The 19,795-nt window shown below is 42.2% G+C and carries 17 protein-coding genes; all 17 read left to right on the forward strand.

Annotated elements, in window-relative coordinates; genetic code table 11:
- Nucleotides 1-13 precede the first annotated feature (13 nt).
- A complete protein-coding gene (bshC, locus tag KP77_RS08730; protein WP_041122314.1) occupies nt 14-1,624 on the forward strand; it encodes a bacillithiol biosynthesis cysteine-adding enzyme BshC in 1,611 nt (536 codons plus the stop codon).
- Nucleotides 1,625-1,810: 186 nt separating this feature from the next.
- The gene (gene mraZ / locus KP77_RS08735; protein ID WP_041122315.1) at nt 1,811-2,242 is read left to right on the forward strand and encodes a division/cell wall cluster transcriptional repressor MraZ; all 432 of its coding nucleotides are present in this window, start codon (nt 1,811-1,813) and stop codon (nt 2,240-2,242) included.
- Between the two features lie 27 nt (nt 2,243-2,269).
- A complete protein-coding gene (gene rsmH / locus KP77_RS08740) occupies nt 2,270-3,205 on the forward strand; it encodes a 16S rRNA (cytosine(1402)-N(4))-methyltransferase RsmH (protein WP_041122316.1) in 936 nt (311 codons plus the stop codon).
- Nucleotides 3,206-3,226: 21 nt separating this feature from the next.
- Nucleotides 3,227-3,580, forward strand: coding sequence for a cell division protein FtsL (gene ftsL / locus KP77_RS08745; protein WP_041122317.1), 354 nt, complete (start codon nt 3,227-3,229; stop codon nt 3,578-3,580).
- Nucleotides 3,577-5,763, forward strand: coding sequence for a penicillin-binding protein (locus KP77_RS08750; protein ID WP_041122318.1), 2,187 nt, complete (start codon nt 3,577-3,579; stop codon nt 5,761-5,763). The genes ftsL and KP77_RS08750 overlap by 4 nt, the downstream gene beginning before the upstream one ends.
- Nucleotides 5,764-5,869: 106 nt before the next feature.
- Entirely contained in the window at nt 5,870-7,789 is a 1,920-nt protein-coding gene (locus KP77_RS08755) for a stage V sporulation protein D (protein WP_041122319.1), read from the forward strand.
- A 59-nt stretch (nt 7,790-7,848) separates the two neighbouring features.
- A complete protein-coding gene (locus KP77_RS08760; RefSeq protein WP_041122320.1) occupies nt 7,849-9,327 on the forward strand; it encodes a UDP-N-acetylmuramoyl-L-alanyl-D-glutamate--2,6-diaminopimelate ligase in 1,479 nt (492 codons plus the stop codon).
- Between the two features lie 193 nt (nt 9,328-9,520).
- On the forward strand, nt 9,521-10,495 hold the full coding sequence (gene mraY, locus KP77_RS08765; RefSeq protein ID WP_041122321.1) for a phospho-N-acetylmuramoyl-pentapeptide-transferase: 975 nt from the start codon (nt 9,521-9,523) through the stop codon (nt 10,493-10,495).
- Nucleotides 10,495-11,847: a UDP-N-acetylmuramoyl-L-alanine--D-glutamate ligase gene (murD, locus tag KP77_RS08770; protein WP_041122322.1), complete on the forward strand. Its 1,353-nt coding sequence runs from the start codon at nt 10,495-10,497 to the stop codon at nt 11,845-11,847. The genes mraY and murD overlap by 1 nt, the downstream gene beginning before the upstream one ends.
- A 22-nt stretch (nt 11,848-11,869) precedes the next feature.
- Nucleotides 11,870-12,943 (forward strand): putative lipid II flippase FtsW, encoded by a 1,074-nt coding sequence (gene ftsW, locus KP77_RS08775; RefSeq protein WP_052474046.1) that lies wholly within the window; start codon nt 11,870-11,872, stop codon nt 12,941-12,943.
- Nucleotides 12,944-13,066: 123 nt separating this feature from the next.
- Nucleotides 13,067-13,918 carry a cell division protein FtsQ/DivIB gene (locus tag KP77_RS08780; protein WP_052474047.1) on the forward strand — a complete coding sequence of 284 codons (852 nt, stop codon included), beginning with the start codon at nt 13,067-13,069 and terminating at the stop codon, nt 13,916-13,918.
- A gap of 204 nt (nt 13,919-14,122) precedes the next feature.
- Entirely contained in the window at nt 14,123-15,415 is a 1,293-nt protein-coding gene (gene ftsA, locus KP77_RS08785) for a cell division protein FtsA (protein ID WP_041122323.1), read from the forward strand.
- A 240-nt stretch (nt 15,416-15,655) separates the two neighbouring features.
- The gene (ftsZ, locus tag KP77_RS08790; protein WP_041122324.1) at nt 15,656-16,822 is read left to right on the forward strand and encodes a cell division protein FtsZ; all 1,167 of its coding nucleotides are present in this window, start codon (nt 15,656-15,658) and stop codon (nt 16,820-16,822) included.
- Nucleotides 16,823-16,966: 144 nt separating this feature from the next.
- The gene (locus KP77_RS08795; RefSeq protein WP_041122325.1) at nt 16,967-17,800 is read left to right on the forward strand and encodes a sigma-E processing peptidase SpoIIGA; all 834 of its coding nucleotides are present in this window, start codon (nt 16,967-16,969) and stop codon (nt 17,798-17,800) included.
- A 14-nt stretch (nt 17,801-17,814) separates the two neighbouring features.
- Complete coding sequence (sigE, locus tag KP77_RS08800; RefSeq protein WP_041122326.1) at nt 17,815-18,534, forward strand: RNA polymerase sporulation sigma factor SigE; 720 nt, start codon at nt 17,815-17,817, stop codon at nt 18,532-18,534.
- A 93-nt stretch (nt 18,535-18,627) separates the two neighbouring features.
- Nucleotides 18,628-19,401, forward strand: a complete 774-nt coding sequence (sigG, locus tag KP77_RS08805; RefSeq protein ID WP_041122327.1) for an RNA polymerase sporulation sigma factor SigG — start codon at nt 18,628-18,630, stop codon at nt 19,399-19,401.
- A gap of 106 nt (nt 19,402-19,507) precedes the next feature.
- Complete coding sequence (locus KP77_RS08810; protein ID WP_041122328.1) at nt 19,508-19,756, forward strand: YlmC/YmxH family sporulation protein; 249 nt, start codon at nt 19,508-19,510, stop codon at nt 19,754-19,756.
- Nucleotides 19,757-19,795 lie beyond the last annotated feature (39 nt).

Genomic DNA, 19,795 nt, shown 5'->3' on the forward strand with positions numbered 1-19,795 from the left:
AGGAGAATTTCAGATGCTCGTAAAACAATTTGACCTTCCGGCTATTCAGCCTTTCGCTTCGGCGTATATAAAAGAATCTTCAAATACAATGAAACATTTCCATTATTCATACCGTCATGATTTTAAAAAACGGCTGACTGATCTGGATCAGCGTTCTTTTATGAGAAATGAACTTGCTGCCTGTATTGAATCATTTATGGGAAATCTCCCTTCTTCCCGGGAGACTGCTAATTCACTGGATGCTTTAAAAGGTGATGGGGTAGCAGTTGTTGGAGGACAGCAGGCCGGTCTGTTAACCGGACCGCTTTATTCAATACATAAAGTCATATCAATTATAAAACTTGCTGAAAAAAAATCTGAAGAACTTGGAAGAAAAGTGATCCCGATTTTCTGGATTGCTGGAGAAGACCACGATTTTCTTGAGATTAATCATGTTTATACTGAATCTGAAGGTAAACTGATTAAAAAGGGTTACCCTGAGCGGGTGCTGACTAAAAAGATGGCGTCAGATATTAGCTATAGTCATTCAGAGATGGAAGCATGGATTAACGAAGTGCTATCAGAATTTGGTGAGACATCTTATACTGTAGATCTGAAGAAAAAATTATATCGAGCAGCTGCAGACTGTACAAATATATCAAAAATGTTTGCCTGGCTGATTATGGATCTGTTTAAAGATACAGGTCTGCTGGTGCTGGATGCGGCTGATCCGGAACTGAGAAAACTTGAATCCTCATTTTTCAAGCAATTGATCGAACAGAATCAGGAAATCAACCGGTCAGTATTAGAGCAGCAGGAGTTGTTAAAGCAGGATGGATTTTCTCCAATGATTGAGCTTGAGGAAGATGCAGCAAACCTTTTTATCAGAAGAGATGGAGAGAGACAGCTTCTATTTTATAAAGATAATGCTTTTTATGATAAAGATGGCAGGTCTTATGGCTTCAAAGACATCATGGATGCAGCAGAACATTCTCCTGAGGATCTCAGCAACAATGTTGTAACAAGACCGCTGATGCAGGAATGGCTGATTCCGACGCTTGCATTTATTGGCGGGCCCGGAGAAATTGCTTACTGGGCTGAACTGAAAACGGGTTTTGAGAAAGCCGGATTCTACATGCCGCCTGTTGTGCCGAGACTCAACTTTACAATTGTGGAACGTCATATTGAACAGGATGCAGCGGAGCTTGGAGTAGAAATTGAACACGCTATCTCAAATGGATTAGAAAAAGAAAAAACAGCGTATTTTGAATCAGTGAAAGATCAGTCGCTTAGATCAGTGATTCAGGAAACGGAGAAACAGCTCGCTCTTCAATATGAAGAGATTAAGAAGCTCTCTAACGAATATGACCCTGCTTTTAATCAGATCGTAGAGAAGAACCTGAGCTTTCATTTGAAGCAGCTGACGTTTCTGCAGATGAAATCTGATCAGTCTATCAGTCAAAAGCATGGTCATGTACTGAGAAGATATGACAGAGTGCAAAACGCTCTCAGGCCACTAGGCGGCCCCCAGGAGCGGATCTGGAATATATATTATTATATTAATCGCTATGGAGAAACTTTCATGAGCGATCTGCTAAAAGCAGAAGCAGCATTTAATCACAAACATAATATTATTTATATCTGATGAAAAAGCTGTCCGGAATCAATGTTCCGGACAGCTTTTTTATTGGAATGAGATTGATTTGAGCTTTGTTTTTAGAAAATTCATTTATTTTTTATTCTTTAATATTACAGTTGTGTTATTATATCAGAAACGAGTGGTACAAAGTGGGGGACTGTGGTACATTTATTTTGAGAGGTGGGAAACCTGATGTTCATGGGGGAGTATCAACATTCAATCGATACAAAAGGGAGAATCATTGTCCCTGCAAAATACCGTGAACATGTTAAAGATCTTTTTGTGATTACAAGAGGTCTGGATCAGTGTTTATTTGGTTACCCTATGGATGAATGGCGCCGTCTCGAGGAGAAAGTCCGTTCACTTCCTGTAACGAAGAAGGATGCAAGAGCATTTGCCAGGTTTTTCTTTTCCGGTGCAGTTGAATGTGAGATTGACAAGCAGGGGAGAATTAATCTTCCCAAAAATTTAATTGATTACGCGAAAATTGAAAAAGAATGTATGATTATCGGGGTTTCATCAAGAATTGAGATTTGGGATAAAGCGGTCTGGAACGATTACTTGTCTGAATCCGAAGAATCATTTGCAGAAATTGCAGAAAACCTGATTGATTTTGACTTATAGAATTTAAAAAGTGTTGAGGTGGCAAGGATGTTTGATCATACGACTGTCCTTTTGAAAGAAACAGTTGATGGACTGAATATTAAAAAGGACGGTATATATGTAGACTGTACGCTTGGCGGTGCAGGACACAGTGAGTATTTATTATCCCAATTATCCAGTGAAGGTCATCTTTATTGTTTTGATCAGGATAAAACAGCCATTGAACATGCAAAACAGAAACTAGCGCCTTATAAAGGTCAAGTGACATTTATTCAATCGAATTTCAGACATTTAAAGGAAGAGCTGAATGAGCGCGGTGTTATGAAAGTAGACGGCATTTTATATGACCTGGGTGTTTCATCTCCACAGCTGGACACACCTGAAAGAGGATTCAGCTACCATCATGATGCACCGCTTGATATGAGGATGGATCAGACTTCACCTCTGACAGCAAGAGTGGTGGTAAATGAGTGGCCTTTTGAAGATCTGGTCAGAATTTTTTTCAGATATGGGGAAGAAAAATTTTCTAAGCAGATCGCCCGGAAAATCGAAGCTGCGCGTGAACTTAAGCCGATTGAAACGACGGCAGAGCTTGTTGAATGTATTAAAGATGGAATACCTGCACCAGCAAGACGAAAAGGCGGACACCCTGCCAAAAGAGTTTTCCAGGCAATTAGAATTGCAGTAAATGACGAACTTGGTGTCATCGAGGAGTCGCTTGAACAGGCAATCGGGATGCTGAATCCGGGGGGAAGAATCAGCGTCATTACCTTCCATTCTTTAGAGGACAGAATCTGTAAAACAATGTTTAAAGAAGCTGCAAAAGGACCGGAATTACCACCTGGTCTGCCGGTGATTCCGGAAGGGTACGAACCTGAATTAAAGCTGATTACCAGAAAGCCGATCACAGCAAGTGATGAAGAACTTGAACATAATAACCGTTCAAGATCGGCAAAACTTAGAATAGCAGAGAAAAACAGATAAAAGCGAAATGGGGGAAATAGAATGATGAACTCTGCAAGAAATCTTGAGCACAAGCAGTCTGTTCAGGTTACAAAGAAAAAAGTAGTCAAGAAAAGGACGTCCGCATTTACACTTGGTGAAAAAATGATCGCTGCAATCTTTGCTGCATTCGTGTGTATTGCGAGTCTTCAAATCATTACTGCCCAGGCTGAAATCTATAATACAAATAAAGAGATTCAGCAACTAGAATCCAACATTGTGACCCAGGAAAATGTGAATAATGACCTGACAATTCAGGTGAGTCAGATGAGTACATATGAGCGTGTCTGGGAAAAAGCAAAAGAACTCGGACTGACGCTGAATGATTCAAATGTTAAGGTTGTGCAGCAGCCATGAGGAAATTGAAAAAGAATTGGGGAGCCTACCTGCTGTTTACAGTATTTAGTGCTCTCTTTTTCATTTTAGTTGTAAGATTTATGACTTTACAGATCACAGGAGAAGCAGAAGGCAGAGATCTTGCAGCCCAGGCTCAGGCGCAGTATGCAAGAAGCCAGATTCTTGAAGCTGAAAGAGGGAAAATATTGGACCGTAACGGGGAAGTCATTGCAGAAGATACGCAGACTTATAAAATCGTAGCGGTACTGGATGAAAATCTGACCACAAATGAAGAAAACCCTCGTCATGTCATGAATCCTGAATCGACTGCAAGAACACTATCACAGTACCTGGACCTTACAGAGAGTGAAATCCTCGATATTCTTACACTTGACAGAAAACAGGTTGAATTCGGTACTGAGGGTAAAGATATCCCACTGGAAATTAAGCAGCAGATAGAAGATGAAAAATTGCCGGGTATATTCTTTCTTCAGGACCTGAAAAGATTTTATCCAAATGGTATTTTCTCATCTCATCTGATTGGATACGCCCAGCCTGAAGCAACAGACGATGGCATGGTAAAGACCATTGGTAAAATGGGGATAGAAAAAAATCTCAATGACTTTCTTGAAGGAAAAAGCGGTGAACTTTCATTTGAGACTGATGCAAGAGGTTACCTGCTTCCTGGCGGTGAAGAGGCGATTAAAAAAGCCCGGGATGGCCATGACGTATATTTAACGATTGATAAAAAAATTCAGACATTCTTAGAAGACGCAATGAGTCAGGTATCTGAAGAATATAACCCCGGCAATATGTTCGGAGTAGTTGCTGATGCCAAGACCGGTGAAATCCTTGCGATGAGCCAGCGTCCAACGTTTGACCCTGATACGCGTGTAGGCTTAAGTGATAACTGGTATAACCAGATTGTCGAGAGTACTTTTGAACCTGGTTCTACATTTAAAACCTTTTCACTAGCGGCGGCTGTAGAAGAAGGAGTGTTTAATCCAAATGCTACCTATCAGTCAGGATCATATGACGTACTGGGACAAAAAATTAGTGATCACAATAATGTAGGGTGGGGAACCATCAGTTATCTCGAAGGTGTACAGCGGTCCTCTAACACAGCATTTGCAAAACTACTCGAATTAATGGGAGACGACGTATATAGAAATTATCTGGATGACTTTGGGTTCGGTCAAATCACAGGAATTGACCTGCCTAATGAAGCACCCGGTCAAATTTTATATAATTATCCGCTTGAAAAAGTGACGACTATTTTTGGTCAGGGTACAACTGTTACGCCTCTGCAGATGATTCAGGCAGAAACCGCGATTGCAGGTGACGGGCAAATGAAGCGTCCCTACGTTCTTTCCAAAGTGGTTAACCCTGATACTGGTGAAGCAGTATATGAAGGAGAAACGGAAATAAGCGGACAGCCGATTTCAGCTGACACTGCAGCAAAAGTAAGAGAGTATCTGGCTTCTACAATAACGAGTGAGGTGGGTACCGGACAGCCATTCAGTATACCTGGATACGAAGTGTCAGGAAAGTCCGGCACAGCTGAAATTCCTGATCCAAATACAGGCGGATATATGAGAGGCAGAGATAATTATCTGTTTTCATTTATGGGAATGGCACCGGCTGATGATCCGGAGCTGATCGTATATGTCGGGGTTCAGCAGCCCGCTCTGCCACTTGATGAAATTGGTTCTGTTCCGGTATCAAAAGTGTTCAATTCTGTTATGCTGAACAGCTTAAAATACCGTAATATTCAACCGGCTGAAGCGCCTGTAAAAGAAAATGTATCCGTAAAAGACTATACGGATCAAAATGTATCAGATGTAAGACAAGAGCTCGAAGCAGCTGGTCTTGAAGTCATTGTACTCGGCACCGGCTCTGTGATTAAGAGCCAGTCAGCTGTTGACACTGACTTAATAGCAGGTGAAAAGCTGATTCTGGTTACAGATGGGGACTTAACAATACCTGATCTGACCGGCTGGTCGTATAGAGACGTGGTTAAAGCTGCAGCAGCTGCGGATCTTCAGCTGAATGCCACAGGAGCAGGATTTGCAGTTCAGCAGAATGTAACCGCAGATACAATCATTACACAGGACCAGCCGCTCACAGTAAAATTTGAAACACCTGAAGAAACAAGAACAAGATTAAGCCAGCCTGAAGAAGAGAGCGAACTTCCGCAGGACTGAATTAGAAACATGAAAAGCCTTTTCTGATCACTTCAGAAAAGGCTTTTTGCATACCTGAAAAATCCTGACATACGATGTGAATATAGCTTACTACAGGGGGAACAGTGTGCAGTATTTTTCAGAGAGGTTAATTAAGAAGAGACTACTGGTCGTGTTTGCCTTATTCTTGCTTATTTTCTTTGTCGTGATCATCAGACTTTTTTTCGTCCAGGTCATTTCCCATGAAAAATTATATGATAAAGCAATTGAAAGCTGGACGAGGGAATTACCGTTAGAACCTGAACGCGGCTCTATCTTTGACAGAAACGGTGAACCCATTGTATTAAATGAGTCCGCGCCAAGTCTCTTCATCATACCCAAACAGATTGAGGACCGTGAAAAGACTTCTGCACTATTAAGCAAAGTGTTGAAAATGCCAGAGGAAAAAGCAGCAGAGTTTGTAAACAGAAAAGGCTCGATTGAAAAGCTGCACCCGGAAGGCAGGAAGCTTTCATTTGATCAGGTAAGAGCGCTTGAAGAGGCATCACTTCCGGGAGTATATATTGCAGATGACTATAAGCGTGCTTATCCTCATGGAAGGATGCTTTCACATGTGCTTGGATTTATTGGGGTTGATAACAGAGGATTATCAGGACTCGAACTGCTGTATGACGATCAGCTATATGGCATTCAGGGAGCAACCGGCCTGTTCACGGATGCGAAAGGTAAAGAGATGGAAAAGTCAGGTTCATTTAACAAGGAACCTGAACACGGGATGGACCTGCACTTAACAATCGACCTGAACGTGCAGAATGTACTTGAACGTGAATTGACGAATGCACAGGAAAAATATGATGCAGATCAGATCTTAGCCCTTGCTATGAATCCGAAGACAGGTGAAATTCTGGGAATGGCTTCAAGGCCGGACTTTGACCCATCTAATTATCAGCAGTTCTCTCCGGACATTTATAACAGAGTATTACCGATCTGGAGAACGTATGAACCAGGATCAACTTTTAAAATTATTACACTTGCAGCAGCGCTTGAAGAAGGACTTGTAGACCTTGAAAACGAGCAGTTCTATGACAGCGGTCATGTGGAAGTAGGCGGGGTGAAGCTTCACTGCTGGCAAAGAGAAGGCCATGGAAGTCAGACGTTTCTGGAGGTCGTTCAGAATTCATGTAACCCTGGATTTATAGAATTAGGAAACAGACTTGGTAAAGACAGGTTATTATCTTATATTCATGATTTCGGATTTGGACAGAAAACAGGTATTGATCTGACAGGTGAAGCGAGCGGAATATTATTTAAGCCGGAAAATATGGGGCCTGTTGAACAGGCGACCACCGCTTTTGGACAGGGGGTTTCAGTCACTCCGATCCAGCAGGCGGCAGCTGTTTCGGCTGTGATAAACGGTGGTCATCTTCCAGTTCCCACGATTACAAAGAAATGGACTGACTCCAATACGGGTGAAACCGTTCACGAAGTAGAGATGAAATCAAAAAGAAAAGTTATTTCTGAAGATGTATCCGCTGAAATGAGAGAAGCACTCGAATCTGTGGTGGCACAGGGTACAGGAAGAGGAGCTTTTGTCGATGGGTATCGTGTAGGCGGGAAAACAGGTACTGCACAAAAGGTCGAAGATGGCCGCTATATGAAAGACAGTTACATTGTTTCATTTATAGGCTTTGCTCCAAGTGATGATCCGGAATTGCTGGTCTACCTTGCAGTTGACCACCCTAAAAATACAGTTCAATTCGGAGGTGTAGTTGCTGCACCGATCGTAGGTACAATCATTGAAGAATCATTAAATGCCATGGGTGTTGAAAGAAGAACAAAACAAATTGAAAAAGAAGTCAGGTGGTTAGACCCGCCTGAAGTCAAAGTCCCTGATGTAACTGGTATGACAAAAAGTGAACTGCTTGAAATGAACCTTCCGATTGAACTCGATATTAAAGGGGATGGCAAAAAAGTAATCAGACAATCACCAGAACCGGGAGCCGTACTCGAAGAAGGGAATACACTTCGAATCTTCACTGGTCAATAGCATTCTTTCGACCTATGAGGTAATATAGCAGTATAAGATTTGTTCGAGGAGTTGAATATATGAGACTTTCAGAGCTGTCAGGCTGCCTCCCGTTTTATACGATAAAAGGCCCTGAATCAGACCCTGAGATCATGAAGCTGTGTCATCATCATCAGGAAGTTGAAAACGGATCCCTTTTTGCAGCGATTAAAGGTGAACAATCTGACGGCAGATTATATATAGAAAAAGCGATCGAAAATGGTGCAGCTGCTATTATATCTGATACTGAGTACGAATTGCCGGTGCCGCAGATTATTGTTAAACAGCCGAGGCATGCACTTGCATATCTTGCCAATTATTTTTACGATTATCCGAGTTTCGATCTGAATGTGATCGGTGTGACCGGTACGAATGGAAAAACGACCGTTACTCATATGATTCACAGTGTACTTGAAACTGCCGGTATGAAAACCGGTATGATTGGCACGCTGTATATGAAACAGGGGAACCAGGTGAGAAAAGCCGTTAATACCACTCCTGATAGTTTATTACTGCAACAGACCCTGGCAGATTACAGAGATGCAGGAGTGAAGGCTGCAGTTCTCGAAGCTTCATCCCATGGTCTGTCTCAGGGCAGAATGTTCGGGTGTGATGTTGATATTGCAGTATTTACGAATATTACACAGGACCATCTCGACTATCATGAAACAATGGAGAATTATAAATGGGCAAAAACCCTGCTATTCTCCCAGCTCGGTCATTCACACGTCAAATCATCACCAAAATTTGCTGTTCTGAACAACGATGATCCATTTTCAAAAGAGATAGAATCAGTTACATCTGCTCATATTTTAACGTACGGTCTAAGCAGTGATGCTGATATATATGCTGAAAATATAAATATTCAAAAAGAATCTGCTTCTTTTGTATTAAGAACACCTTTGGGTCATACTGAAGTTGTTATCAAATTAGCTGGTATTTTTAATATTTATAATGCGCTGGCTGCAGCAGCAGTAGGTTTTGTAAATAGAATTTCTCTGCCGGAGATTGCCTCAGGTCTCGGGCAAATCTCAGGGGTACCCGGACGTTTTGAAATTGTCAGGCATGAGCATCCGTTTACAGTGATTGTGGATTACGCCCATACGCCTGACAGCTTAAAAAATATCCTTCAGGCAGCAAACAGGATGAATCCGAACAATCTGATTACGTTAATTGGCTGCGGCGGCGACAGAGATCGTGCCAAGCGTCCGGTTATGGCAAAAATTGCGTGTCAGTATGCGGATCATGCCATTTTCACCTCAGACAATCCGAGAAGTGAGGATCCGAAAAAAATTCTGAGGGATATGGAAAAGGGAGTGCCTGGTGACTGCTACACAGTGATTGAAGACCGTAAAGCGGCCATCAGCGAGGCGATCAGTCAGGCAACTCCCGGAGATATTGTCATTATTGCAGGAAAAGGTCATGAAAAATATCAGATCATTCAAAATGAAAAAATCCCTTTTGATGATAAGTCTGTAGCTGAAGAAATACTGAGGGAATTACAGGTGAAGGGTGTTTAGTCATAAACCTTTATAAAAACTGAGACAAATTCGTCTCAGTTTTTTTCTGTTCACCAGTATAACAATTGTCCTGAAATTAAAAATGTAACAAACTTTACCGCTCTAAACACTGTGGTTATGATAAAATGAGAGATTGTCAGCATACAACATAAACAGTACAATAAACTGGAACGATTTGTTAGGAGGAAGCAAGATGTCATTATGGGCTGTACTATGGGCAGCAATAGTTGGATTTGGAATTTCCGCAGCGGCAGCTCCGGTATTTATTCCATATTTAAGAAGATTAAAATTTGGACAAAGTATTAGGGAAGAAGGACCTGAATCCCATCAGAAAAAGTCCGGTACGCCAACAATGGGCGGTTTAATTATTTTGAGCGCACTGACGATTGCAACGGTAGCAGTCAGCGCGATCTTCGGTGTACTTTCCGTGACAACTTTTCTATTATTAATGGTCACAATTACCTTTGGCATCCTTGGATTCCTAGATGATTTCATTAAAGTAGCCAAAAAGAGAAACCTTGGCTTAACTTCAAAGCAGAAGCTTCTGGGACAAATTGTGATTGCAATTATATTTTATATTGTTTTCAGCGCTAATGATTTTTCGTCAATCATTGCAATACCATTTACGTCAATTGAATTAAATCTTGGCATTTTATATGTCGCATTCGTTATTTTCTGGTTAGTCGGATTTTCGAATGCTGTTAACCTGACAGACGGACTTGACGGGCTTGTTTCAGGAACTGCAGTCATTGCATTTGGTGCATTTGCGCTGATCGCCTGGCAGCAGGAACAACTGGCACTGGCAATTTTCTGTATGGCAGCTGTCGGGGCGCTGCTTGGGTTCTTACTATTTAATGCCCATCCTGCAAAAGTATTTATGGGTGATACAGGTTCACTTGCTCTTGGTGGCGCGATCGGAACCGTATCATTGCTTGCAAAACAGGAAATCTTGCTCTTATTGATTGGGATTGTTTTCGTATTGGAGACTTTATCAGTTATGATTCAGGTTACTTCATTCAAAACAACTGGAAAAAGAGTTTTTAAGATGAGTCCGCTTCATCATCACTTTGAACTCACTGGCTGGTCAGAATGGAAGGTCGTTACCGTCTTTTGGACAGTTGGTCTTGCAGCAGGTGTGATGGGCGTTCTAATAGGAGTGTATGGCTGATGATCAATTATAAAGGGTATCAAAATAAAAAAATCCTGGTAGTCGGACTTGCAAAAAGTGGAGTCGCTGCATCACTTCTGCTTCACAGATTGGGGGCATTTGTTACAGTTAATGACTGGAAGCCCCTTTCTGAGAATAAGGACGCACAGCAGCTGCTTGATCAGGGAATAAAAGTAATTTGCGGCAGCCATCCGGTTGAACTTCTCGACGAAGGTTTTGAAATGATCGTGAAAAATCCGGGCATTCCTTATACAAATCCACTAATTAAAGGTGCTATTGCAAAGGGTCTGCCTGTAATCACTGAAGTAGAACTTGCTTATCAGATCAGTGAAGCAGATATCATCGGTATTACCGGTACGAATGGAAAAACGACAACGACGACACTGGTTCATGAGATGATTTCTAAAGATCAGAAAAAATCATATGTCGCAGGTAATATTGGAACTGTTGCCAGTGAAGTAGCCCAGATTGCACATCCTGGTGAAGCAATGGTCGTTGAATTATCGTCATTTCAGCTGATGGGGATCAGACAGTTCGCACCGGCAATTTCAATCATTACGAACATATATGATGCGCACCTTGACTATCACGCTTCAAAACAGGAATACGTGGAAGCAAAAGCTGCTATTACTAAAAATCAGACAGAAAACCATTATTTAATTGTCAATGCTGATCAGGAAGAACTCATGGATGCTGTTCAGCATACAAGAGCTAAAAAGGTACTATTTTCAACGAAGAGATTAATGACAGAAGGTATATCAACTGACGGTGAACAGATTTTCATGAATGGTGAATCTGTCGTAAGACTTAAAGATATCGTACTGCCAGGAAGACATAACCTTGAGAATATTATGGCTGCAATCGGTGCAGCAAAGTTGTATGGTGTCTCAAATGAAAGCATCAGAGCAGTACTCGGGGAATTTGCGGGTGTAAAACACCGTACACAGTTTGTAAGAGAGTGGAATCAGATTAAGTTCTATAATGATTCCAAGGCAACAAATATCCTGGCTACCCAGAGTGCACTTGATGCATTTAAAGGTCCAACTGTCCTGTTATGCGGGGGGCTTGACCGTGGAAACAGCTTTGATGAATTGTCAGCGTCAATGTCGAATGTCAAAGCGGCAGTTGTATTTGGTGAAACGGCAGACAAGATGGCTGAAGCTGCAAAAGCAGGTGGTGTGGAAAACATCATCAGTGTGAAAGATGTAAAAGATGCTGTTCATGCTGCAGCAGAAAGTGCAGAAAGTGGAGATGTTGTCCTTTTATCACCAGCATGCGCAAGCTGGGATCAATACCCGACTTTTGAAGTGCGGGGAGACATATTTATTGATGAAGTGAATAAGCTGAAGTAAATACGCTGAAGGGACGAGTGTCATGGATCGTCTGCTGTTTACTTTAGTACTGTGCTGTTCAGTTTTTGGAGTTTTATTAATTGATAGTGCAAGCAGTGTATGGGCATTCGACCGTTTTGGGGATGCCCATTTTTTTTCTTTCAGACAGGCCTTGTATCTGGTTGCAGGAGCCATAGCGATGGTCATCATCTCAAAAATACATTATCACATATGGCGTAAACATGCGTCTGTCATTTACCTGATTTCGATTATTCTGCTTGTTCTTGTGTTGATCCCGGGAATTGGTCTTGAGCGTAACGGTTCTCAGAGCTGGATCGGCGCAGGGCCAATATCAATTCAGCCTGCAGAGCTCGCGAAAGCAGGAGTATTAATGATGACTGCAGCTTTAATCAGTTCATCACGGAAAAAACTCACTCTAAAGCAGACAGCTTTTCTGATTTTGATTATTTTATTGCCTTTTGGCATCGTTATGCTGCAGCCGGACCTTGGAACCGGGACTGTCCTTGCAGGAAGCGGCATGTCACTGTTATTTTTAGCAGGGGTCAGTATCCGTTTCTTTGTTTTTCTTTTTGGGACAGGAGTGGCAGGGTTTGCAGGGCTGGTCATAGCTGCGCCATATAGAATGCAGAGAATCAATTCGTTTATTGATCCGTGGCAGGATCCGCTTGGAGCGGGATTTCAGATGATACAGTCACTATACGCAGTCGGCCCGGGGGGACTTTTCGGCACAGGTTTTTCAGACAGCAGACAGAAGCATTTTTATCTGCCTGAACCTCAAAACGACTTTATCTTTGCCATTGCTGCAGAAGAGCTTGGCTTAGCGGGAAGTATAATGATTATTCTGTTGTTTGCTGCAGTGATCTGGCGAGGCATTCTGATTGCAGTAGCAGCACCTGATACATTCAGTAAAATGCTGGCAGGAGGGATTGTCATTTCACTTGGATTACAAAGTGCGATCAACATTTCAGTTGTGATTGGGTTAATACCTGTCACAGGTATCACCCTGCCGTTTTTCAGCTATGGCGGATCATCACTGATGGTGGTTCTCTGCATGATTGGAATTTTGTTAAATATCAGCCGTTATACAGGAAAGTAGGTATTTTACATTTTCATGACGTTAAGCATGTTTCTGTATGTTATCAGCTTTCAATAGTGTAGTATAAAGGTAGATTCAAAAAGAGTCGTTTGCGGCTCGTATCGCGTGACTGGAGTGAAATGAATGAAACGCAAGCCGGTTGTCTCACTTGAAGACAGAGTACCGCAGTTAAGACAGCGCCGGCGGAAAAGAGCGAACAGGCGCTTAGTCGGTGTTGTTCTGCTATTCGTCTTCCTAATTATTATTGTACTGTATTTCCAGTCTTCCTACAGTAAAGTTCAGGATATTCAGGTGAATGGAAACAGCGGGATATCTGATGATGCTGTTGTGGATCTAGCAGGAATTTCACCAGGAGACGCTTATTGGACTTTAAATCTGGATAATGCTGAAAAAAAACTGACTGATCATAAAATAATCAGAAACGCAGAAGTTAAAAGGGATTTTCCATTAGGTGTAGAAGTAACAATTGAAGAATTTGAAAAAGTTGCATTGAGCAGAGAAGGCCAGCAATATCGTACAGTGTACGAAAATGGTTATATCAGTGACCCCAAACCAGTGCAGGATATCGATTTTAGCGCACCTGTTCTGAACGGTTTCAGGCAGGGTACTGTGTTAAATGATCTTGCATCCGCTTTGTCAGACCTTCCGGGAAACGTATTGAATTCCATTTCTGAAGTGCACCATACTCCATCTGAGGTTGATTCAGGAAGAGTTACGCTCTATATGAATGATGGTTTTGAAGTGACTGCGGTGATTCATACGCTAGCTGAGAAGATGACACATTATCCATCTATCGTCAGTCAGCTCGACCCTGACGTAAAAGGCGTGATTGATCTGGAAGTAGGATCTTATTTCCGTGCTTATGAGAGTGGGGAAGATGTGCCGGATGAGTCGGCAGTAGACACTGCCGGAGAAGATATTGATGACTCGCTGGATAATCGTGCAGGTGTGATTGAGGGAGACTCAGAAGAGTAAGATAAATAAAGTATGAATTTGTCAGTAATATCGGTCATTTATTACTTTTCTGAGTATCTCAATTGGTGTAGACTATACCTATTGAGGTTTCTGCCATGAAACTGCAAGAATGCTAACTTTTGTAGTTGCGTTTATAAATATGAAATCCTGAAAAATAATGAATGATTGAAAACAAAGTTAAAAGGTTTAAAGGAGGTGCCACACGTGAGCAGCAACGAGTACTATGTCAGTCTGGACATAGGATCATCTTCTGTAAAAGTAGTTATTGCAGAATTGGTCCAGGATTCAGTTAATATTATTGGAGTCGGAAATGTTGAGTCTGAAGGAATCAGAAAAGGTTCAATTGTTGATATTGATGAAACTGTACAGTCAATCCAGAAAGCAGTAGATCAGGCTGAGCGGATGACAGGTCTTTCAATACATAATGTAATTGTAGGTATACCGGCAAATCATGTCGCCCTGCAGCCATGCCATGGAGTAGTGGCAGTTTCTACAGAGGACAAAGAAATCCGTGATGAGGATATTGCGCGCGTCTTAGATGCGGCACAGGTCATGCCGATGTCTCCTGACAGGGAGTTAATTAATATTGTACCCCGTCAGTTTATTGTAGACGGACTGGACGAAATTAAGGATCCACGGGGTATGATCGGAGTAAGACTGGAGCTTGAAGGTACAGTCGTGACTGGTTCTAAGACAATGTTGCACAATATTTTACGCTGTGTTGAAAAAGCCGGGCTTGAAGTCGCTGATATTTTTCTTCAACCGCTTGCATCCGGCACGATCGCCCTGTCAAAAGATGAACAGGACCTTGGCACAGCTATTATTGACATTGGTGGCGGTTCAACAAGTATCGCAGTATTTGAACATGGTCACCTGATTGCGGCTTCAACTGTACCAGCAGGCGGTGAACATATTACAAAAGATCTGTCGATCGGTCTCAGAACTACAACTGATGATGCTGAGAAAATCAAACGTAAGCATGGACATGCTTTTTATGATTATGCCTCTGAGGATGAAGTGTTCAGTGTGCCTATTATCGGGAGTGATCAGCACCAGCAATTTAATCAGCTTGAAATATCTGATATCATTGAAGTCAGAATGGAAGAGATGTTTGAATTAGTGCTGAATGAACTGAAAAGGCTCAATATTCATGATTTACCTGGTGGATTTGTCCTGACCGGCGGTTCTGCGGCCATGCCTGGCGTGCTTGAACTCGGACAGGCAGTGCTTCAAAACCAGGTTAGAGTTGCAGTGCCGGATTATATTGGGGTCAGAGAGCCGCAGTATACGACGGCAGTCGGTTTGATTAAATATGCATACAAACATGCCAAGCTGCAGGGACAGGCTGACAAACAGCCTTCTGCATCAGAATTTGATCACAATGATTATGCACCTAAAAAACAAAAGTCCCAGGAAGCAGCACCTAAGCAGCAAAAGCCAAAGCAGAAAAATGAAGAGGGCAGATTTAAAAAACTATTTGGATACTTTTTTGAATAGCTTTGTTAAAGTTAAATATTTTTTAGCACAGCTGGTGATTGCAGCGGAAGGGGACGACTCCAGCAGGAGAAGTCGGACAGGTGAGACCCCGCAAGGCGAAGCCTGAGGAGGCGGGATGGCGCCACAAACCGGCGCACCCATGCGGAAAGCGTTCCCCTGGAGCGGAAATCACCAGCCAAAATTAACAGAGCCTATTGAATAGAAGTTCCGGGAAGTAATTTTGAATTAGGAGGATTTGCGATGTTAGATTTCGATACGAATGTTGATTCCCTGGCAACGATCAAAGTCATCGGTGTAGGCGGCGGCGGAAACAATGCTGTTAACCGCATGATTGAGCACGGCGTTCAGGGAGTAGAATTTATAGCGGTTAACACTGATGCACAAGCACTTAATCTTTCCAAAGCAGAAATCAAAATGCAAATCGGCGGCAAGCTGACGCGCGGTCTTGGAGCAGGTGCTAATCCGGAAGTAGGCAAAAAAGCAGCTGAAGAAAGCCGTGAACAGATTGAAGAGGCGATCAAAGGTGCAGATATGGTATTCGTTACTGCCGGAATGGGAGGCGGTACCGGTACTGGTGCAGCGCCTGTTATCGCACAGATTGCCAGAGAACTTGGCAGCCTGACAGTCGGAGTCGTAACCCGTCCATTTACATTTGAAGGACGCAAGCGTGCCACACAGGCAGCAGGCGGTATCAGTTCGATGAAAGAAGCAGTGGATACACTGATTGTCATTCCTAATGACAGACTTCTTGAAATTGTTGATAAGAGCACGCCGATGCTTGAAGCATTCCGTGAGGCTGATAACGTACTTCGTCAGGGTGTTCAGGGTATTTCTGATCTGATCGCAGTTCCGGGTCTGATCAACCTTGACTTTGCAGACGTTAAGACAATCATGTCAAATAAAGGCTCAGCACTGATGGGTATTGGTATCGCATCAGGAGAAAATCGTGCATCTGAAGCTGCTAAAAAAGCGATCTCAAGTCCGCTTCTTGAAACAGCGATTGATGGTGCCCAGGGTGTGCTGATGAATATTACAGGCGGTACAAACCTGAGTCTTTATGAAGTTCAGGAAGCAGCTGATATTGTAGCAAGCGCGTCGGACCAGGAAGTAAATATGATCTTTGGATCAGTCATTGATGAAGATCTCAAGGATGAAATTCTGGTTACAGTCATTGCAACAGGATTCAGTGAAACGCATAATCAGTCAAAACCTGCCCGTCCTCAGATGGGTGGCCAGGTAAGACAGCAGCCTCAGCCTCCAAAACGTGAGAGAGAGCCTGTACGTGAACAGCATCATCAGCGTGAGGAAGCTCCTCAGGCCGAGCAGCAGCCGCGTAATCAGCAGCCTGTTGAAGATACTTTAGATATTCCAACCTTCCTGCGTAACCGCAACAGACGCAGAGGATAACACGAAGTCCGGCTTACTTAAGCCGGGCTTTTTTTGTGGGCTGATGACGTAATTTATCCCACGAAATATTGAACTCCTAATAGGAACTGACAAGTTTCACTGCTGCTGAGTTTGTAGAATGTGGTTATCGGGAGGACAGGAATCATGACTCTGTATATCGAGTATCTGCTGATCGTCAATATTGGCGGAGGTTTGATTTTACTGTTTACGTTGAACCGGCTGTTAAAAACTCAGTTAAAGGTGCACACTGCATGTCTGGTCTTACTTATGTATACGGGTCTTGAATGGTACTTTTTGCAAAGTGGTTCTGAATTCATCAAAGTCATTGCACCTGTTCTCATGATTGCAGTTGTAAAGGCTTCGATCAGAAAACAGATTATGCTTCACACGGCATCATTATGTTTGTTTTTATTTTCTTCAGGGTCATTGGCTTCATTTATGAAAGGTCTGCTGTCTGTATCAACCCCTATTTCGGGACTTGCTCTGCTATTTTTGATCTTATTTATTCATTTATTTCTTGCAGGGAGAGTTTCGTGGCAGATCAGCAGCTCTTCTGCGCAACAATCTTATATCTATGAGGTGGAACTGACACTCGGGGAAAAAATATGGGCCGGCAATGGGTATCTCGACTCAGGCAATGCACTCATTACACCGTTTTCAGGAAAACCGGTTATGTTTGCAGACTATTCTGTTGCTAAATATTTACTTCCTGATGAAGTATTGTGTTTTGTAAAAAAAGAGTCAGACTGTCCTGAAGAGTGGAAACAGAAAATCAATTATATTCCCACTAAGTCAGTCCATAAAGAATGCGACGTTCTCATCAGCATTGAATGTGACCTTATCAAAGTACGTACAGATGAGGACCACTATGTTTTCGAGAAAATCCCGGTTATTTTCAGTCTGGAGAATCATTATGTAGACCGTTCCTGTCACTGTCTGCTAAATCCGCTGCAGATGCTTCATTGTTATCAAATATAAGGGGTGCTGTATGAATGAACTTATTGGATGCTAAAAAGAAAGTCCAGTTATGGCTTGTGCAGGTTACCGGAAAGTTAAAAGCTAAAGAAATACATTATATTGGTGGCAGTGAAGCGCTCCCGTCTCCGCTTGCGAGACCAGAAGAAGCAAAAGTTCTCGCGAGGCTCGCACAGGGAGATGAGCAGGCCAGATCTTTATTGATTGAAAGGAACCTCAGACTTGTCGTATACATTTCAAGAAAATTTGAAAATACCGGAGTAAACCTTGAAGATCTGATCAGTATCGGAACAATTGGTTTGATAAAAGCGATTAACACTTTCAATATTGAAAAAAACATTAAGCTTGCCACGTATGCTTCAAGATGTATTGAAAATGAAATTCTGATGTATCTCAGAAGAACAAGCAAACTGAGATCTGAAGTTTCGTTTGATGAACCGCTGAATACAGATTGGGATGGAAATGAATTATTATTATCTGACGTACTGGGAACAGAAAATGATCTGATCATAAAAGGAATTGAAGAAAAAATGGATAAAGTGCTGTTATATCAGGCGCTCAATATTCTTGATGAAAAAGAGACGTTTATTATTGAATCACGCTTTGGGCTAAATGGACGTAAAGAGCATACCCAAAAGGATGTAGCCGATATGATGGGCATCTCACAGTCCTACATATCGAGACTTGAAAAAAGAATTATTAAAAGGCTTCAAAGAGAAGTGGCGAAACTGGTGTAAAACCAATCTTTTCCTTTATAGCGCGACCGCATAATTTTCATGTGCAGGGACATACTGAACGAGAACAATTACTCCCGACTGGAGGAAAATCTCATGTCCCGGAAAGTTGAAATTTGTGGTGTTGATACTTCTTCACTTCCAATTTATAAAAATGAAGAAATGAGACAGTATTTTTCTGCTTTTCAAAGTGGCGATAATGAAGCAAGAGAAAAACTTGTTTATGGCAATCTCAGACTTGTCTTAAGCGTCATTCAGCGTTTCAGTCACAGAAGCGAAAATCCGGATGATCTGTTTCAAGTTGGCTGCATCGGGCTATTAAAATCGATTGACAATTTCGATCTCAGCCAAAATGTGCGTTTCTCAACCTACGCAGTTCCAATGATTATTGGAGAGATCAGAAGGCACCTGAGAGATAATAACCCGATCCGCGTATCACGGTCGCTTCGGGATATTGCCTACAAATCACTTAAAGCCAAAGAAGAGCTTATTACTGAAACTTCTAAGGAACCAAAAATCAGTGACATAGCAAAGCGCACAGGTATACCTGAAGAAGATATTGTTTTTGCACTTGATGCGATCCAGGAGCCGGTATCCCTGTTCGAACCGGTTTATCAGGATGGTGGAGATCCGGTTTATGTAATGGATCAGGTAAAGGACCACCGGGTAAGTGATGAAAAATGGATTGAAGAACTCTCAATCAGAGAAGGGATGCATGATCTTGAAGATCGCGAAAGACTGATCTTAACAAACCGGTTCTTCAATGGGAAAACCCAGATGGAAGTAGCTGAGGAAATCGGAATTTCACAGGCTCAGGTTTCCCGTCTTGAAAAAGGGGCCATTAAGCAGATGAATAAATATTTTTTATGAAAAGCCGGGGCTGCCCCGGCTTTTTGCTGTGTTTAAAATCACTGCAGTGTCGTAAAAGTTTCGTAAAGCATAGTCAACTGCATATGATATAGCAGGGAGGAGATAGATGATGAGAATTTCTGATCTGCAATCAAAGGATATTGTATCTATAACGGATGGAAAAAAACTGGGGTTAATCGCTGATATAGACCTGAATGTTAAAACCGGCATGATTGATTCTTTTATCTTGCATTCCTCAGGTGGCTGGTTCAGCAAAGGAGAAGAAGTAAAAATCATGTGGAAAGATGTAGCGAAGATCGGTAACGATGTGATCTTAGTCAGACACCCTTTCAATCAGGAGACACTCATCAAATAAGGAGATTTTTAAGGATTTATGGTACACTCTTATTGAATC

It is taken from the genome of Jeotgalibacillus alimentarius (assembly GCF_000829445.1).
Taxonomy (GTDB): domain Bacteria; phylum Bacillota; class Bacilli; order Bacillales; family Jeotgalibacillaceae; genus Jeotgalibacillus; species Jeotgalibacillus alimentarius.

Excerpts from the sequence above, each read along its gene's own strand:
- sigE (WP_041122326.1), top strand. The coding sequence starts at position 17,815 with ATGAACTTATTGGATGCTAAAAAGAAAGTCCAGTTATGGCTTGTGCAG.
- bshC (WP_041122314.1), top strand. The coding sequence starts at position 14 with ATGCTCGTAAAACAATTTGACCTTCCGGCTATTCAGCCTTTCGCTTCG.
- ftsW (WP_052474046.1), top strand. The coding sequence starts at position 11,870 with ATGGATCGTCTGCTGTTTACTTTAGTACTGTGCTGTTCAGTTTTTGGA.
- KP77_RS08795 (WP_041122325.1), top strand. The coding sequence starts at position 16,967 with ATGACTCTGTATATCGAGTATCTGCTGATCGTCAATATTGGCGGAGGT.
- ftsZ (WP_041122324.1), top strand. The coding sequence starts at position 15,656 with ATGTTAGATTTCGATACGAATGTTGATTCCCTGGCAACGATCAAAGTC.
- sigG (WP_041122327.1), top strand. The coding sequence starts at position 18,628 with ATGTCCCGGAAAGTTGAAATTTGTGGTGTTGATACTTCTTCACTTCCA.
- mraZ (WP_041122315.1), top strand. The coding sequence starts at position 1,811 with ATGTTCATGGGGGAGTATCAACATTCAATCGATACAAAAGGGAGAATC.
- KP77_RS08810 (WP_041122328.1), top strand. The coding sequence starts at position 19,508 with ATGATGAGAATTTCTGATCTGCAATCAAAGGATATTGTATCTATAACG.
- KP77_RS08780 (WP_052474047.1), top strand. The coding sequence starts at position 13,067 with ATGAAACGCAAGCCGGTTGTCTCACTTGAAGACAGAGTACCGCAGTTA.
- KP77_RS08750 (WP_041122318.1), top strand. The coding sequence starts at position 3,577 with ATGAGGAAATTGAAAAAGAATTGGGGAGCCTACCTGCTGTTTACAGTA.
- rsmH (WP_041122316.1), top strand. The coding sequence starts at position 2,270 with ATGTTTGATCATACGACTGTCCTTTTGAAAGAAACAGTTGATGGACTG.
- ftsL (WP_041122317.1), top strand. The coding sequence starts at position 3,227 with ATGATGAACTCTGCAAGAAATCTTGAGCACAAGCAGTCTGTTCAGGTT.
- KP77_RS08760 (WP_041122320.1), top strand. The coding sequence starts at position 7,849 with ATGAGACTTTCAGAGCTGTCAGGCTGCCTCCCGTTTTATACGATAAAA.
- murD (WP_041122322.1), top strand. The coding sequence starts at position 10,495 with ATGATCAATTATAAAGGGTATCAAAATAAAAAAATCCTGGTAGTCGGA.
- mraY (WP_041122321.1), top strand. The coding sequence starts at position 9,521 with ATGTCATTATGGGCTGTACTATGGGCAGCAATAGTTGGATTTGGAATT.